The sequence below is a fragment of the Rothia sp. HSID18067 genome (assembly GCF_003989445.1).
Classification (GTDB): domain Bacteria; phylum Actinomycetota; class Actinomycetes; order Actinomycetales; family Micrococcaceae; genus Rothia; species Rothia aeria.
This window is the reverse complement of record NZ_RBMF01000001.1, coordinates 949,970-965,466: the sequence shown is the minus strand read 5'-3', so window position 1 is coordinate 965,466 and position 15,497 is coordinate 949,970. Positions and strand designations below refer to the sequence as shown.

The following is a 15,497-nucleotide window of genomic DNA, read 5'->3' as shown; positions in this document are numbered from 1 at the left end:
ACACCAGCTTATCGCACCTCACCTCAGATTACAGAGAACTGAAGAACCGATAAGAGGCATTAATATGACCACGGGATACTCGGCTAAGACCGCCCCCGAAACTTCGGCGGCGGGCGAAACACACACCACCGAGCGCATGACCGGCTCCCAAGCGATCATCCGCTCCCTTGAAATGCTTGGCGTCACCGACGTTTTTGGTTTGCCCGGCGGGGCAATCCTGCCCACCTATGACCCGCTCATGGATTCCTCCAAGATTAACCACATCCTGGTGCGCCACGAGCAAGGTGCAGGGCACGCCGCTCAAGGGTATGCGACCTCCACCGGCAAAGTAGGTGTGTGTATTGCAACCAGCGGGCCCGGTGCCACCAACCTGCTCACCCCCATCGCGGACGCAAACATGGACTCGGTGCCCATCGTTGCTATCACCGGGCAGGTGTCCACGAAGCTGCTCGGCACCGACGCCTTCCAAGAAGCAGACATTGTGGGCATGACCATGCCGATCACCAAGCACTCCTTCATGATCTCCGACCCGCAGGAAATTCCGCGGTGCATCGCCACCGCCTTCCATCTTGCCGCAACCGGACGCCCCGGCCCCGTGCTGGTAGACATCACCAAGGACGCGCAGGTGGGCATGATGGACTTCAGCTGGCCCCCGAAGATTGAGGTGCGCGGCTACACCCCCGTCACCCGCGGGCACTCCAAGCAGATCCGTGAAGCGGCTAAGCTCATTACCGAGTCCAAACGCCCCGTACTGTACGTGGGCGGCGGCGTGGTGCGTGCGGGCGCCTCCGAAGAGCTGGCTAAACTCGCAGAACTCACTGGCGCACCCGTGGTTACCACCCTCAATGCCCGCGGCGCTCTGCCCGACTCGAACCCCCAGAACTTGGGGATGCCCGGCATGCACGGCACCGTTCCCGCCGTGGCAGCCATGCAGAAGTCAGACTTGCTGATTACTCTCGGGGCCCGTTTCGACGACCGTGTGACCGGTAAAGTCGATTCGTTCGCCCCCGATGCGAAGGTCATCCATATTGACGTTGACCCGGCGGAGATTTCAAAAATCCGTTTCGCAAACGTGCCAATCGTGGGCGATCTGCGGTACGTGCTGCCCGAACTGAACGAGCTGCTCGCTACCGAGTTCGCTCCGCACATGCCCTCACTGGCCGACTGGTGGGTTGAGCTGGACAAGATTAAGGCGGACTACCCGCTGGGGTACGTTAAAACAGACGACGGGCTGGGCTCACCCCAGTACGTGCTGGAACGCATCAGCGCCCTCACCGGCCCAGACGCATTCTATGTGGCTGGCGTGGGCCAGCACCAGATGTGGGGTGCTCACTTTGTGGGGCACGAGAACCCGCGTCACTTCCTCAGCTCCTCCGGTCTGGGCACTATGGGCTACTCCGTACCCGCCGCCATGGGTGCACAGGTGGCAAACCCCAACTCCGTGGTGTGGGCGATTGACGGCGACGGCTGTTTCCAGATGACTAACCAGGAGCTGGCCACCTGCGCGCAGAACAATATCCCCATTAAGGTTGCGATCATTAATAACTCGTCCCTGGGTATGGTGCGCCAGTGGCAGACCCTCTTCTATGACGGTCGCTACTCCAACACGCACCTGCGTACCGGGCACGGCACCGACCGCATCCCCGATTTCGTGAAGCTTGGCGACGCGTACGGCTGCGCCACGTTCAGGTGCGAACGTGACGAGGACGTGGACGAAACCATTAAGCAGGCGCTCGCGATTAACGACCGCCCCGTGGTGATTGATTTCACCGTTAGCCCGGATGCGATGGTGTGGCCGATGGTGCCCGCTGGCGTGTCGAATGATTTGATTCAGATTGCGAAGAACACCTCGCCCGATTTCGGTCGAGAAGAGGGGGAGAACTAATGAGCCTGCATACCCTTTCAGTACTGGTAGAAGACAAGCCCGGCGTGCTCTCACGCGTTTCTGGGCTGTTCTCCCGCCGCATGTTTAATATTGCCTCCCTCGCGGTGGGCCCCACGGAGGTTCCCAAGGTTTCACGCATCACGATTGTTGCGGATGGCGATTCTGAAACTCTGGAGCAGCTCACTAAACAGCTGAATAAGCTGATCCATGTTCTTAAAGTGGTGGAGCTGCCGCCGGAGACCTCAACACAGCGCGACCACATTATGGTGAAGGTTAAGGCGGACCCGGCGGTGCGTCTGCAGGTGGTTCAGGCCGCCGATCTTTTCCGTGCTTCGGTAATTGACGTCTCTACGGAGTCGGTAGTGATTGAGGCGACCGGTTCGGCTGAGAAGCTTAACGCCCTGCTGGATGTGCTCGAGCCCTACGGCATCCGTGAGATTGTGCGTGCTGGCACTATTGCGCTTTCTCGCGGGCCGCGGTCGATGAGCGAACGCATTTAGCGCCCTCTTTCGGCGGAAGAAGCCGCTGGCAACCGTGGGTGGAGCCACTATCGTTGGGTGCGGGTATGCGGTGCCGTGCGGTGCCGGTGCCCGCATCCTGAGAAGAGGCGTTTAAACCTTCTGCACGGTACCGCATCTAGTAAACTTATTCACTGAGCCCTTAGCGGGTAAACACCAAAATATTAGGAGAAGAAATGGCAGCAACCATTTTCTACAACGACGATGCAGATCTTTCCCTGGTCCAGGGCCGTACCGTCGCGATTATCGGTTACGGTTCGCAGGGTCACGCCCACGCATTGAACCTGCGTGATTCTGGCGTGAAGGTTATTGTTGGCTTGGCTGAGGGCTCCAAGTCCCGTGCCAAGGCTGAGGCTGAAGGGCTGCGTGTGGCGACCGTTGCCGAGGCCGCCGCTGAGGCAGATGTCATTATGATTCTGACCCCGGATCAGGTGCAGGCTAAGGTCTACGCTGAGAGCATCGAACCTAACTTGAAGCCCGGCAATGCGCTGTTTTTCGCGCACGGTTTCAATATCCGCTTTGGCTACATTACCGCACCCGAGGGTGTGGATGTCGCTATGGTCGCCCCGAAGGGTCCGGGGCACACGGTGCGCCGCGAGTACGAGGCAGGCCGTGGTGTTCCCGCTCTTGTTGCCGTTGAGAAGGACGCCTCGGGTGAGGCCCTGGCATTGGCCCTGTCGTATGCTAAGGCGCTGGGTGCTACCCGTGCGGGCGTTATTAAGACCACTTTCACCGAAGAGACCGAGTCTGACCTGTTCGGTGAGCAGGCTGTGCTGTGCGGGTCTACCTCGCAGCTGGTGCAGTACGGTTTTGAGGTGCTGACTGAGGCAGGGTACCAGCCTGAGATCGCGTACTTTGAGGTGCTGCACGAGCTGAAGCTGATCGTGGATCTGATGATTGAGGGCGGTATTGCTAAGCAGCGCTGGTCGATTTCTGACACCGCCGAGTATGGTGACTATGTTTCTGGCCCGCGCGTGATTTCTCCCGAGGTTAAGGAGAACATGAAGGCTGTGCTGGCTGATATTCAGAACGGCGCGTTCGCTAAGCGTTTCATGGACGACCAGGCTGCTGGTGCACCCGAGTTCAAGGCTCTGCGCGCTCAGGGCGAGTCGCACCCGATTGAGGCTACCGGCCGTAAGCTGCGTGAGCTGTTCTCGTGGAACACCGTGGATGATGACTACACCGAAGGTTCGGTGGCTCGCTAAGCGCTGAGCTAATAACGTTACAGGGGTGCCTGCCATTCATGGTGGGCACCCCTTTGTATGCGTTTGGTCTTTGAAGCGTTTATTGCAGCTCATGTAGTACCCTAAAGTTTTCTGCCAGCAGCTTGGCGGTTCGGAACTAGATAATGTTGTGCCAATCCTGATGAGGGGTACATCAGGTGAGGAAAAACGGGCAATGACGAAACCAATTGTGTGCTGGTTCAGGAAGGTGCTCTAATTAATGCGGAGAACACAGGCGGTGACGCCTGTAACCCCTAACTACCGTAGCTCAGAGCCATCGAAGGAGTTCCCATGAGCAGCACTGCCGAGAAAGCTATCGCCCTTATTAAACAGCTCAATGCTGAAAACCCGTTACCCGTTATTGAGATTAAGGCATCTAAGGCTGCTGAGCCGCTGCCGGTGACCGTCTCAAAGTTCGGGGGAGTGCCGTATCTTCCTGTCGATGTGGAGGCACCCACCGACTCAGATGGGAACCCAATGGCCATGATCGCGCAGATTAACTGTGCTGAACTGCCCGAGACCCCCATTTACCCGCCTACCGGTATGGTGCAGTTCTGGATAGGGGGCGGTGACGATTGGGGATTAGGCGGCGAAAATGACCGCCGCGTTATCTATTACCCTCAGCTGGGTGAGGCGAACCCAAATGCGGTAGCAACTATGAATGACGATGAACATGATATTTGGCTGCCGGTGGAGCACGAATGCGCACTCGAATTTGTGGTGTTGGAGCATGAAATATTCTCCCCGTACAAGGATTCAGTGAACCACCCGCTGATTGAGAGGTGGAACCAGGCATACCCGGAACAGACCATTAAGTCTCTTTTTGACCTTGACAATTTTGAGGACGGCGATGTTCTGGAAGAGATTGAGAAGTTCACCGGTTCACGGGATTACTCGAAGATTGGCGGTTTACCAGACTTTGTGCAGGGCGACCCGCGTTACTACCATGAGAATGCTGAGGAGCGTGGGTGCACCGTGAACCTGCTGACGATGGACTCAGTCTGGGATGGCGAAGAATATTTGGTGATCTGGGGTGATGGCGGTACGGCGAACTGGTTGATTGCTCCCGACCGGTTGGCAGCCCGTGACTTCTCGCAGGTCTTCTATGAGTGGTCATGCTGTTAGCGGCCTCTGTAAAAACACGGGCTGACCTCCTGGCACATTCTGGTGCCGAGCGCTGCCCCTAACCGGGGTTTGTCAGATGAGGAAAAGTGGGTAATGACGAAATCGGTTGTGTATTGGCTCGGGAGAGTGCTCTCATTAAGCTAGGGCGCAGGTGGAAACACCTGCACAACCCAGCAATGACCATAGATAGAACCGTTGAAGGAGAGCTTCCTGTGAGCGATATTGTTGAGAAAGCTGCTGCCCTTGTTGAAGAGCTCTATACCGAGAACCCGTTACCCACTATTAGGATTAAGCCCTCTGAGGCCGCTGAGCCGCTGCCGGTGACCGTCTCGAAGTTCGGGGGAGTGCCGTATCTGCCCGCTGGGGTGGAGGCACCCACCGACTCGGACGGGGTACCGATGGGCATGATCGCGCAGATTAATTGTGCTGAGCTGCCGGAGAATCCTATTTATCCGCCCACCGGCATGGTGCAGTTCTGGGTGAGCACAAACGCAGGGTGGGGGATAGATAAGTGGGGGATATATAAGGGAGAGAACCACCGTGTGATCTATTATCCTCAGCTGGGTGAAGCGAATCCGGATGCGGTAGCGACTTGGGAGGATCATGAGCGGGAATTCTGGTGGCCTATCAAAAGTGAGTGTGCACTCGCATTTACGACGCCTGGGCGGGAAATATTTGCCCCGAACGATTCGATAAATCACCCGCTGCTTGAGAGGTGGAACCAGGCATACCCGGAACAGGCTATTACGAGCCTTTTTGACCTTGAAGATTTTGAGGTGGAAGAAATTGAGGAATTTACTGGTTCAGGGGACTACTCAAGGCTTGGTGGGTTACCGGACTTTGTACAGGGTGATCCACGCCGCGAATACCCTGAAAACTCTGATATTCGCAGGCGTACCGTTAACCTGTTAACGATAAACTCGAACATAGGCGTGCTCTGGGGTGATTGTGGTACGGCGAACTGGGTGATTGCTCCGGACCGGTTGGCAGCCCGTGACTTCTCGCAGGTCTTCTATGAGTGGTCATGCGGCTAACGGGCCCAGCCTACAACGCACTGTTGTAAACGCAGGTGACCCCTTCGCACATGCTGCGTGCTGAGCACCGTCACGGTGTGCAGCGTGCAACATGTGCGAGGGGATCTGCTACTGCAGCTGGGGTTGTGCGCGGGTACATGACGGCGGCTTGTCGCATTACTGTTTCGCCGCATCTATGCTGAAAAACTGCGGTAAGATTAATAGTTATGAGTGCTACCCCCTTCTACATCACGACTGCGATTTCTTACCCCAACGGAAACCCCCACATCGGTCATGCCTATGAGACCATTGCCGCCGATGTGTTGGCACGTTTCAAGCGACTCGACGGTTTTGACGTGCGCTTTATGACGGGCACCGACGAACACGGGCAGAAGATGCAGACCACCGCTGAGAAACAGGGGAAAACCGCCAAAGAACTCGCCGATGAGAACTCCGCCCGTTTCAAGGCGATGAATGATGCTCTCGGCATTAGTTACGATCGCTTTATTCGCACTACGGATCCGGACCATTATGAGGCATCTCAAGCAATCTGGAAGCGTATGGAAGAGAACGGGGATATCTACCTCGATAAATACGCCGGATGGTACTCCGTACGCGATGAAGCCTACTATGCTGAGGACGAGACAGAAGAACGTGACGGGCAGCGTTACGCTATTGCCACCGGAACGGAAGTCGAATGGACTGAGGAAGAGTCGTATTTCTTCCGCCTCTCAAAGTATGCCGATAAGCTGCTGGAGCTTTACGCAACTCAGGGCTACATTTACCCCGAGTCGCGCCGCAATGAGCTGACCTCGTTCGTCAAGGGCGGACTGAATGACCTCTCAATTTCGCGCACCACCTTCGACTGGGGTGTGCCCGTACCCGGTAATGATAAGCATGTTATGTACGTGTGGGTGGATGCGCTGACTAACTACCTGACTGGCCTGGGCTACCCGAACACTGAGGGGGAGCTTTTCACCAAATACTGGCCGGCAGACCTGCACCTGATTGGTAAGGACATTACCCGTTTCCACTCTATCTACTGGCCTGCGTTCCTCTGGTCGGCCGGTCTTGAACTGCCCAAACGCGTATTTGGGCACGGGTTCCTGCTGGTCAATGGCGAGAAAATGTCGAAATCGGTGGGTAATGTGGTGGATCCTGCCGACCTGGTGGCGGCCTTCGGGCTGGACCAGGTGCGGTTCTTCCTGATGCGTGAGGTCTCATTCGGGCAGGACGGCTCGTATTCCGCCGAGGCGATTAAGAACCGTATTAATTCGGATTTGGCGAATAACCTCGGGAATTTGGCGCAGCGTTCGCTGTCGATGGTGGCGAAGAACTGTGACGGTAAGGTGCCTACCCCCGGCGAGTTTACCGAGGCTGATCGTAAGATTTTGGCTGATGCTGCCGCCCTGTATGAGCCGGTTCGCGCGGACTATGATGAGCAGGCATTCCATCGTGCCCTAGAGCGCATCTGGACGGTGCTTGCCGATACGAACGCCTATTTCGCGGAGCAGCAGCCGTGGGCTTTGCGTAAGAACGGTGAGCTGGAACGCATGGGCACAGTGCTGTATGTGACCCTTGAGGTGGTGCGCCAGGTTGCTATCCTCATGCAGCCGGTGATGCCCGCCTCCATGGCGAAGCTGCTGGATCTGCTGGGTGTTGCTGAAGGTGATGCGCGCCAGTTTACCGCGCTGGGTGATGCTCTGGTCGCCGGTACTGAGCTTCCGGCCCCGTCGCCGGTGTTCCCCCGGTATGAGGAGCCGAAAGAGGCGTAACCGGCACGTATCTTCATACGCTAAAAGTCCCGGAAGCAACGAATACCGTTGCCTCCGGGACTTTCTGTTGCTCGTAATGTTAGCGGGCTACTGCTGTGAGGGCAGGAAGAAGCCCCCGGCTCCAACCGACAAAAGCACCGGGGGCTTTTCCCCTTCCGGGGATCCTTATGAGGTTAGCGGGACCTTAACCCCTCCACTGGGGATTGCCGTGCCGACCGGAAGGCCGGGATGGCTGACGCCGCGAATGCGGCGAATAGGCCCACTACCAACACGAGTACCAAGCCAGTAATTGGCAGGGCAGGTACCATTTCCGTGGATTCACCCGTGGACCGCACCAGTACTCGTGAAAGAACTAAACCAATGAGTACGCCTGAGACGATGCCCATCGCCAGCGCTCCGAGGGTAATCATGACGGCTTCGGTTGAGACCATGCGGCGCAGCTGCTTGCGGGACAGGCCCAGCGAGCGGAGCATCGCGTTCTCACGGCGGCGCTCGTTTACCGACAGGGTCATAGTGTTTGCCACACCAATCACCGCAATAACGACTGCCAGTGCCAGCAGGATCAGGGACGCATTGAGCATAATACTCAGATTCTGATCGTTAATCTTACGAACCTTCAGTCCGCCCTGGAACTCGGTGCCGTCATTTGCCTTAGCAAGCTCGCTCTGCAGCTGGCTGTTATCGGAGCTGGTGAGCGGGGTCTTTGCCCGCATGAGCACCATAGTTGCGGTACCGCGTACCGCGAAGCTGCGTGCCAGGGCCGGGTTTTCCTGAGCAGCCTTCATGAGCGCTTCCTGTGCGGCGGGGTCTTCCGGCATAGCCTGCTCAGTAGTGGCTGGCTGCGGGTTGGAGGCATCCTGCACCTTAGCGCCGGTTGCCGGGTTCACCACGAAGAACGGCTCTTTGGTCTCTGCCTTAATGGGTTTGGCCTCGACCGTTCCCAGCGGCCCGGTAATCTTCAGACGGGTGTTGTTATCGAACTTGCCCAAGTCCCAAATATCCCGGGGCACGAGCACCTCGTCGTCCTTCAGGTTAATGTTGGACTCGCCGGTGGCTACCTTGTGCAGGTCATCATTGCTCAGAGACATCACATTGCCTTTGAGATTGGTGGAGCCTGCATTATCATCGGGCTTTGCGGTGTATTCGATTACGCCCGCAGCCGAGCCAACACTAACGGCTTCAACGTTTTTAAGGCCCTTAATCTTATCGGCCACATTCTTTGCCTTGGTCACGCTCGCACTGCTATTGGTCACGGAGGACTCACCGAACGGTGCGTACGCTGTGACCGGGTATAGCCTATCCAGCTCTTTGGCGATGGATGTGCTCAAAACCGAGTGGCCAGTTAGCACGATGCTAATCACCAGGGTTCCCACCAGCACGGCGAGCCCGGTTGAAACGGTGCGTTTAGGCGAGCGCAGGGAGTTCGCCAGTGCGAGTTTACCGGTCTGCCCGCGCAGTACCGACCCAATAATCCGAACGAGCGGCAGCAGGATCCACGGGGTGAGCAGGAATACCGCCAACGCGTAGAAGAGGCACGCCCACATAATGGTGGTAATAGCAGTGCCGCCGTTATTATCCTTCAGCGCGGCGGCGTTGAGAATACCGCCCGCAATGGCGAAGACGACGCCGATGATTCCCCCAATGATGCTGGGCTTCTTCACGGCCTGCTCAGTATTTGCGCTCATGGCGCTAATGGGGGAGATGCGCAGGGCAGTACGGGCCGGGACGAGCGAGGCGAGCACGGTCACGACGGTGCACATGAGCACACCCACAATAAACGCCACGGGGGAGAAATTCACGACGAACGTGCTGAACATTGCGTTCAAAATCCCGCCGACTGCATACACCGCTGCCGAACCAATAATGGAGAAGAACAGGCCAATCACCACCGACTCCATAAGCAGCATTCGCACCAGCGAACCACCACGGGCACCAAGGGTGCGCAGCAGGGCGAGCTCACGTATCCGTTGGCCCACCAGCACCGCGAAGGTGTTCGAAATGACGAATGAGGAAACCAACAGAGCCAGGATTGCGAAGGCGACGAGGATAGTACCCACTGCGTCGAAGAACGATGAGAGCTGCTTCTTGAGGTGGTCCATCATCTGCGTGTTAGAGAGCACCTTGGGGGTGGTGTTCTTATCGCCGGTGTTCAGCTCTTTCTGCAGGGCATCGCGCGATTCCTGGGTATTATTCTTGAGCTTAATGAAGGCCTGAGGCGCCATAGGTTTGGAGGGGTCTGAGACGATCCCGCCCTCTTCATCGGCAAGCTGACGCGCGATATCCGCAAGGCTGGTGCCGCCAATGAAAATATTGTCGCTCATCTGCGAATCTGAGATACCGGTGTTGAAAGTAGCCGTGAGGGTATACTCGGTGTCTTTCGCATTGTCCTTATCGGTAGCTGAGGTGACAATATTAGGCATGGTCACCTTATCACCGATTTTCAGATTGTGTTTCTCAGCGAAACTCTTAGCAACCAGGAGTTCTGTATCTTTAGACGGGAGATTCCCCTCAATATTGAAGGGCGAAAGGTCCTTTGACGACGGTGTAGAAGCGTATGTTACCTTCTCTTTATCGGCCCCGTAGGTGCCAGAAACACCATACAGAATCCAGGATGAGCTAACCTCCGGGGACTCCTGAAGCTTCTTAAGCGTGTCATTGGACATCGGGACCTTAGCGGTGGAATTCCCGTCGCCTTGGTTCGCCATACCCGCAGAAATCACCACGTTTTGGGAGTTAGTGTAGACATCGCCAATGGTCGCATCCAGCGTCGCCTGAAGCGAGGAGGTAAGCATTAGCACCGCCGAAATGAAGAACGACGAAATGGCAATACCAATACCCGTGAGAATATATTTCTTCTTGGAGGCGCGCAGGTTCGCCCGCGCCACCGTACTTAGTGTAGTAGTAGCCATTTTTACTTACCTTCCAACTGTCCCATGGCCTGCAGGACGGCGTCGTGGGTGGGGTTGAGCATCTCGCCAGCAATCATGCCGTCTTTGAGGAAGACCACGCGGTCTGCGTACGAGGCGGCGTGCGCATCGTGCGTGACCATGAGGATGGTCTGCTGGTGCTCAGTCGCCGCATCACGCAGCAGCCGCAAAACCTCAGACCCCGAGTTGGAGTCGAGGTTACCGGTCGGCTCATCCGCAAATACGACCTCCGGGCGAGCCAGCAGTGCACGCACAATGGCAACGCGCTGCTGCTGGCCGCCGGAGAGCTGTTCGGGGCGGTGATCCAGGCGGTTCTGCAGCCCCAAAGTCTGAACAAGATAGTCACGCCACACCGGGTCGGGTTTTTTGCCGGCCAGTCCCAGTGGCAGGTCGATGTTTTGCCCGGCGGTGAGGGTGGGTACGAGGTTAAAGGCCTGGAAGATGAAGCCTACGTGTTCGCGGCGGAATTCGGTGAGCTGGTTGTCTTTCTGCCCGTACAGCTCGGTGCCGCCGATACGGATAATAGTCTGGGGGTTACGGTCGGGCGCATCAAGGGTAGCGAGCGTCTGCATCAGCGTGGACTTGCCAGAACCGGAAGGCCCCATAATGGCGGTAAATTTGCCGTGCTCGAAGTCAACGCTCACATTGTTCAGTGCATGAACGGTTGCTTCGCCCTTGCCGTAGGTTTTGAAGAGGTTTCGTGTGGCTACCGCAGGAGTGCCTGCGGGGATGGTTGAAGTAGTCATGATTTAATTGTTTCAGGAATTGAAAGCGATATCCCCTGACATTTGTCATCCTTTGGGGTGAAGTTTTTGAAGGCCCCAAAAACGGTTCTCATACTTTCGGATGATATACGGCCCTGACCAGGGTTTAAGGTGGCACGGCGGGGAATGGTGTGGTAAAAGTGGTAGATACGCTGCATTTAAGCTGCATTCAAAGAGTATGAGGTAATGTATACCCTAAGTGGTGTATGTGATATATGACACTGTGTCTAATAAATGGAAAATAAAGATTTAATAACACGCCGTCGTGTAAGAATTATAGGCAGAATAGTACATCCTCAGCATGTTTCGGCAGACAAACTGTATTAACTTTAGCGGGCACAATAAAAACACAGGGCGGGTTCCCCACACCGGGGAACCCGCCCTGTGACGGTTCGGAACCGACAGCGAATCAGCGGCTAGCTGCGCATCCCCTCCACGGGAGACATACGCGCTGAACGTATCGCCGGCAGCGCCGAGGCGACCAGTGCTGACAGCAAACCAACCAGCACCACAAAGGCCAGCCCCAAGAACGGCAGCTCAACCACAATCTCAGCGGAACTATTGGACGCCGTGAAAATAACCTTCGCCGCGAGCAGCCCAATCCCAATACCGCCTAAGATGCCCAGCAGCACCGCGCCTAGGGTAATGAGAATTGCCTCGGCCGAAATCATGCGACGCAGCTGCTTGCGGGACAGGCCCAGCGAGCGGAGCATCGCGTTCTCACGGCGGCGCTCGTTCACCGACAGGGTCATAGTGTTCGCCACGCCAATCACAGCGATCACAATTGCCAGAGCCAACAGTGCCAGGGTGCAGCCCAGCAGAATAGTCAGTATCTGGTCAATCTGTTTCCGCGACTGCAAACCGCCCACAAAATCAACGCCGTCATTAGCTTTAGTCAGCTCATCCTGCAAAGCGGCGTTATCGGAGGACGACAGCGGAGAAGCCGCACGCACCAGAACCATCGTCTGGTTACCGCGCGCTACGGTTCCCAGCTCCTGCTGCCCGGCACCGTCCTGGCCCGGCTGCTGGGCACTCCCAGCGGATGCACCCGCAGCAGAGCCTTGAGCGCCGCCACCGGCAGGGGCACTGGCACCCTCAGAACCGGCACCGGTAGCGCCGGGAGACGCGTCGCCCTCAGCCCCAGCGGTGGGTGCTCCCTGTGCTCCATCGGCAGGAGCCTGGTGCTCACCACCCTGGGCGGGCTGCCCCTGTGCACCCTGCTGTTCCGGTGCGTTTGCAACAGCAATCGGTTTCGGGTCGGAGGCATCCTGCAGCTTGGCCCCGGTTGCCGTATTCACGATGAAGAGGGTCTGCTGGGTCTGCGACTTAATCGGTTTCAGCTCCACAGTCCCGCGCGGGCCGGTTGCCTTGAGCCGGGTTGAATCGTTATATGAGCTGGCCTCATAAATCTTGGTGGGAACCAGCACGGTGTTATCGGCAAGCTGCTGCGAAGCCTCACCCGGGATGACCTTCCCCAGCTCGTCTTGGCTCAGCGCCACCAGGTTACTGGCGTGATCCACCGACTTGTCAGTATCCTTCACAGGGATCGTGTACTCCACGGCACCCGCAGCAGAGGCCACAGTTGCTGCTTCCACATTCTTCAAACCCCGCGCCTTATCGGCAACGCTGCGGGCTTTCTCCACGCCCTTGGCACCGGTCGATGAGCCATCACCGTATACGGCCATCGCCGAGATTGGGAAGGTTTTATCCATTGCTTTTGCCAGCGAGGCGTTCATGACGCTGTAACCGGTCAGCACGGTAGCGACCACCAGTGCACCCACCAGTACTGCACGGCCCGTTGAGACCGTACGTTTGGGGGAGCGCAGGGCGTTAGCGACCGCCAATTTACCGGTCTGGGTGCGGAACATTGTGCCCAGCCCCCGTACCAGCGGCAGCAGAATCCAGGGAGTGAGCAGGAAGATCGCCACACCGAGCAGCAGGGCAGCCAGCATCACCAGCAGCACAGCCTGTTCGGAGTCCTTCTTGTCGTTGGTCATCCCGATGGCAATACTGACCAGTACGGCACCGCCAATACCCACCAGCACGCCCGCGATCATCCCAATAATGCTGGGCTTCTTCACGGCCTGGGCGGTGGTCTCACCCATTGCGCTAATGGGGGAGATGCGCAGGGCGGTGCGGGCCGGGGCCAGCGAAGCCAACACTGTAACGATGGTGCACAGTGCCACACCAGCGACGAACGCCATGGGGTCGTACGTGATCAGAATATTGTTAAACAACAGTGACAGCAGGCCCGCGACGGCATACACCGCCAACGCACCGATCGCTGAGAATACAATACCCACCACGAGGGCCTCAATGATAAGCATGAGCACCAGTGAGGAGCCACGCGCCCCCAGGGTACGCAGCAGGGCAAGCTCACGCACTCGCTGCCCAATCAGCACCGCGAACGTATTAGAAATGACGAAGGACGAGACCAGCAAGGCCAGTGCCGCGAAAGCGCCCAGGATCGTGCCAATAAGCGCGAACCCAGCCGAGATTTGGTCCTGTATCTTCTTCAGGTACTCTTTCCCGGTTGTAACCTTCGGCTCGGTATTTTTGTCCCCGGTGTTGAGCTTATTCTGCAGCTCAGTACGTGCAGCGGCCGGGTCATCACCCTTGAATTTAACAAACGCCATGGTAGCGCCCGGATACACGTACTCGGGTGCCCCGGCAGGCCTGTTCTTAAGGGCCTTGGTGGCGGCTTCCCCGTAGGCGGTGCCGCCAATAAAGACCGCATCATTTGAGCTGGCGCCCGAGAACCCGCCGTCGAACAGGCCGCTGACCGTGTACTCCTTAGTGTCGGTGGTGCTCGGATCGGAGGCGGAAGCCACAATATCCTGCGAGGTGACCTTATCACCGGTTTTCAGGTTGTGTTTTTGCGCGAAGATTTTAGAGAGCATAATCTCTGAATCATTCGCGGGCAACTTACCGTCAATGCTGAAGGGGAATGCGTCGGTGCTGGTGGGGGCCTGGTTGTAGTAGGCCGTGGTCTTATCGGCACCGAACTTGCCCGAACCCTGGTAATCAATCCAGGCTGAGGCTACCGACGGGTCTTCCTGAATTTTCTTAATGGTCTCCTCATCCAGGTAAATATTCGCGCTATTGTTAGACTGGTCGTTTGCCCCGGCAGAGATCACAATATTATCGGCCTTGGTCAGCACATCGCCGATTGAGGCGCTAACGGTGCCTTGCAGCGAGCTGATCAGCACAATCACGGCCGCAATGAAGAACGACGAAATGGCAATACCAAGACCCGTGAGAATATATTTGCCTTTGGACGCACGCAGGTTCGCGCGCGCCACTGTATTTAGATTACTAGACACTACTTACCCTCCAACTGCCCCATGGCCTGTAGGACGGCGTCGTGGGTGGGGTTGAGCATTTCGCCAGCGATCATGCCGTCTTTGAGGAAGACCACGCGGTCTGCGTACGAGGCGGCGTGCGCATCGTGCGTGACCATCAGAATTGTTTGTTTCTGTTCGGTGGCTGCATCCCGCAGAAGTTTAAGCACCTCAGTACCCGAGTTAGAGTCGAGGTTACCGGTCGGCTCATCCGCAAAAACCACCTCGGGCCGGGACAGTAGCGCACGCACAATCGCCACACGCTGCTGCTGACCACCCGAAAGCTGCTCGGGCCTGTGGTTCAGACGTTCGGCAAGACCCAGGGTTTTCACCAGGTAATCGCGCCATACCGGGTCGGGTTTTTTGCCGGCTAGCCCCAGCGGCAGGTCGATGTTTTGCCCGGCGGTGAGGGTGGGTACGAGGTTAAAGGCCTGGAAGATGAACCCTACGTGTTCGCGGCGGAATTCGGTGAGCTGGTTGTCTTTCTGACCGTATAGTTCAGTGCCGCCAATCTGGATGCTTGTTTCAGGGTTTCGATCCGGGGTGTCGAGAGTCGCTAAGGTTTGCATGAGCGTGGATTTACCCGAGCCGGAAGGCCCCATAATGGCGGTAAATTTACCGCGCTCAAAGTCAATGGTCACATTATTCAGGGCATGAACGGTTGCTTCGCCCCTACCGTAGGTTTTGAACAGATTTCGTGTGGCTACCGCAGGTGCAGCTGCGGCAATAGTCGTAGTACTCATGCCCTCAATTGTTGCAGATGATACCCTCAAATACCTGTTATATCCCTCATCCTTTAGGATGATTTTTAGGGAAACACCGCAGTGGGGAGTCAGAGCGGGCTAAAAAGTAGCCTTACATGCGTTAGTGCTTTACATGGCAACTAATTTATTTACAAGGTAATAAATAATCTGTCATGTGTGCAC

Annotated in this window: 10 protein-coding genes; 6 read left to right on the top strand and 4 right to left on the bottom strand. The window is 56.9% G+C overall.

Translation table 11 applies throughout. The features are described 5' to 3' along the window. Positions 1 to 64: 64 nt before the first annotated feature. The 6 genes from D8M23_RS04255 (at position 65) to metG (ending at position 7,539) form a co-directional block, all read left to right on the top strand. Positions 65 to 1,885 (top strand): acetolactate synthase large subunit, encoded by a 1,821-nt coding sequence (locus tag D8M23_RS04255; RefSeq protein WP_094758049.1) that lies wholly within the window; start codon positions 65 to 67, stop codon positions 1,883 to 1,885. Continuing rightward, positions 1,885 to 2,385: an acetolactate synthase small subunit gene (ilvN, locus tag D8M23_RS04250; RefSeq protein WP_023134658.1), complete on the top strand. Its 501-nt coding sequence runs from the start codon at positions 1,885 to 1,887 to the stop codon at positions 2,383 to 2,385. The genes D8M23_RS04255 and ilvN overlap by 1 nt, the downstream gene beginning before the upstream one ends. A 194-nt stretch (positions 2,386 to 2,579) precedes the next feature. Then, positions 2,580 to 3,608, top strand: a complete 1,029-nt coding sequence (gene ilvC, locus D8M23_RS04245) for a ketol-acid reductoisomerase (RefSeq protein ID WP_126853808.1) — start codon at positions 2,580 to 2,582, stop codon at positions 3,606 to 3,608. Between the two features lie 309 nt (positions 3,609 to 3,917). Continuing rightward, positions 3,918 to 4,751 carry a YwqG family protein gene (locus D8M23_RS04240; protein WP_126853807.1) on the top strand — a complete coding sequence of 278 codons (834 nt, stop codon included), beginning with the start codon at positions 3,918 to 3,920 and terminating at the stop codon, positions 4,749 to 4,751. Between the two features lie 212 nt (positions 4,752 to 4,963). Continuing rightward, a complete protein-coding gene (locus D8M23_RS04235; RefSeq protein ID WP_238693754.1) occupies positions 4,964 to 5,785 on the top strand; it encodes a YwqG family protein in 822 nt (273 codons plus the stop codon). A 206-nt stretch (positions 5,786 to 5,991) separates the two neighbouring features. Continuing rightward, positions 5,992 to 7,539 carry a methionine--tRNA ligase gene (gene metG, locus D8M23_RS04230; protein ID WP_126853805.1) on the top strand — a complete coding sequence of 516 codons (1,548 nt, stop codon included), beginning with the start codon at positions 5,992 to 5,994 and terminating at the stop codon, positions 7,537 to 7,539. Positions 7,540 to 7,712: 173 nt separating this feature from the next. On the opposite strand, the gene D8M23_RS04225 is transcribed toward metG, so the two are convergent. From D8M23_RS04225 to D8M23_RS04210, 4 genes are all read right to left on the bottom strand, one after another. Beyond that, a complete protein-coding gene (locus tag D8M23_RS04225) occupies positions 7,713 to 10,448 on the bottom strand; it encodes an ABC transporter permease (protein ID WP_126853804.1) in 2,736 nt (911 codons plus the stop codon). Positions 10,449 to 10,450: 2 nt separating this feature from the next. After that, a complete protein-coding gene (locus tag D8M23_RS04220; RefSeq protein WP_037235444.1) occupies positions 10,451 to 11,212 on the bottom strand; it encodes an ABC transporter ATP-binding protein in 762 nt (253 codons plus the stop codon). Between the two features lie 434 nt (positions 11,213 to 11,646). Further along, positions 11,647 to 14,553 (bottom strand): ABC transporter permease, encoded by a 2,907-nt coding sequence (locus D8M23_RS04215; RefSeq protein WP_126853803.1) that lies wholly within the window; start codon positions 14,551 to 14,553, stop codon positions 11,647 to 11,649. After that, positions 14,553 to 15,314 carry an ABC transporter ATP-binding protein gene (locus tag D8M23_RS04210; RefSeq protein ID WP_006888662.1) on the bottom strand — a complete coding sequence of 254 codons (762 nt, stop codon included), beginning with the start codon at positions 15,312 to 15,314 and terminating at the stop codon, positions 14,553 to 14,555. The genes D8M23_RS04215 and D8M23_RS04210 overlap by 1 nt, the downstream gene beginning before the upstream one ends. Between the last annotated feature and the right edge of the window lie 183 nt (positions 15,315 to 15,497).

Excerpts from the sequence above, each read along its gene's own strand:
- ilvN (WP_023134658.1), top strand. The coding sequence starts at position 1,885 with ATGAGCCTGCATACCCTTTCAGTACTGGTAGAAGACAAGCCCGGCGTG.
- D8M23_RS04255 (WP_094758049.1), top strand. The coding sequence starts at position 65 with ATGACCACGGGATACTCGGCTAAGACCGCCCCCGAAACTTCGGCGGCG.
- D8M23_RS04220 (WP_037235444.1), bottom strand. The coding sequence starts at position 11,212 with ATGACTACTTCAACCATCCCCGCAGGCACTCCTGCGGTAGCCACACGA.
- D8M23_RS04225 (WP_126853804.1), bottom strand. The coding sequence starts at position 10,448 with ATGGCTACTACTACACTAAGTACGGTGGCGCGGGCGAACCTGCGCGCC.
- D8M23_RS04240 (WP_126853807.1), top strand. The coding sequence starts at position 3,918 with ATGAGCAGCACTGCCGAGAAAGCTATCGCCCTTATTAAACAGCTCAAT.
- ilvC (WP_126853808.1), top strand. The coding sequence starts at position 2,580 with ATGGCAGCAACCATTTTCTACAACGACGATGCAGATCTTTCCCTGGTC.
- D8M23_RS04210 (WP_006888662.1), bottom strand. The coding sequence starts at position 15,314 with ATGAGTACTACGACTATTGCCGCAGCTGCACCTGCGGTAGCCACACGA.
- metG (WP_126853805.1), top strand. The coding sequence starts at position 5,992 with ATGAGTGCTACCCCCTTCTACATCACGACTGCGATTTCTTACCCCAAC.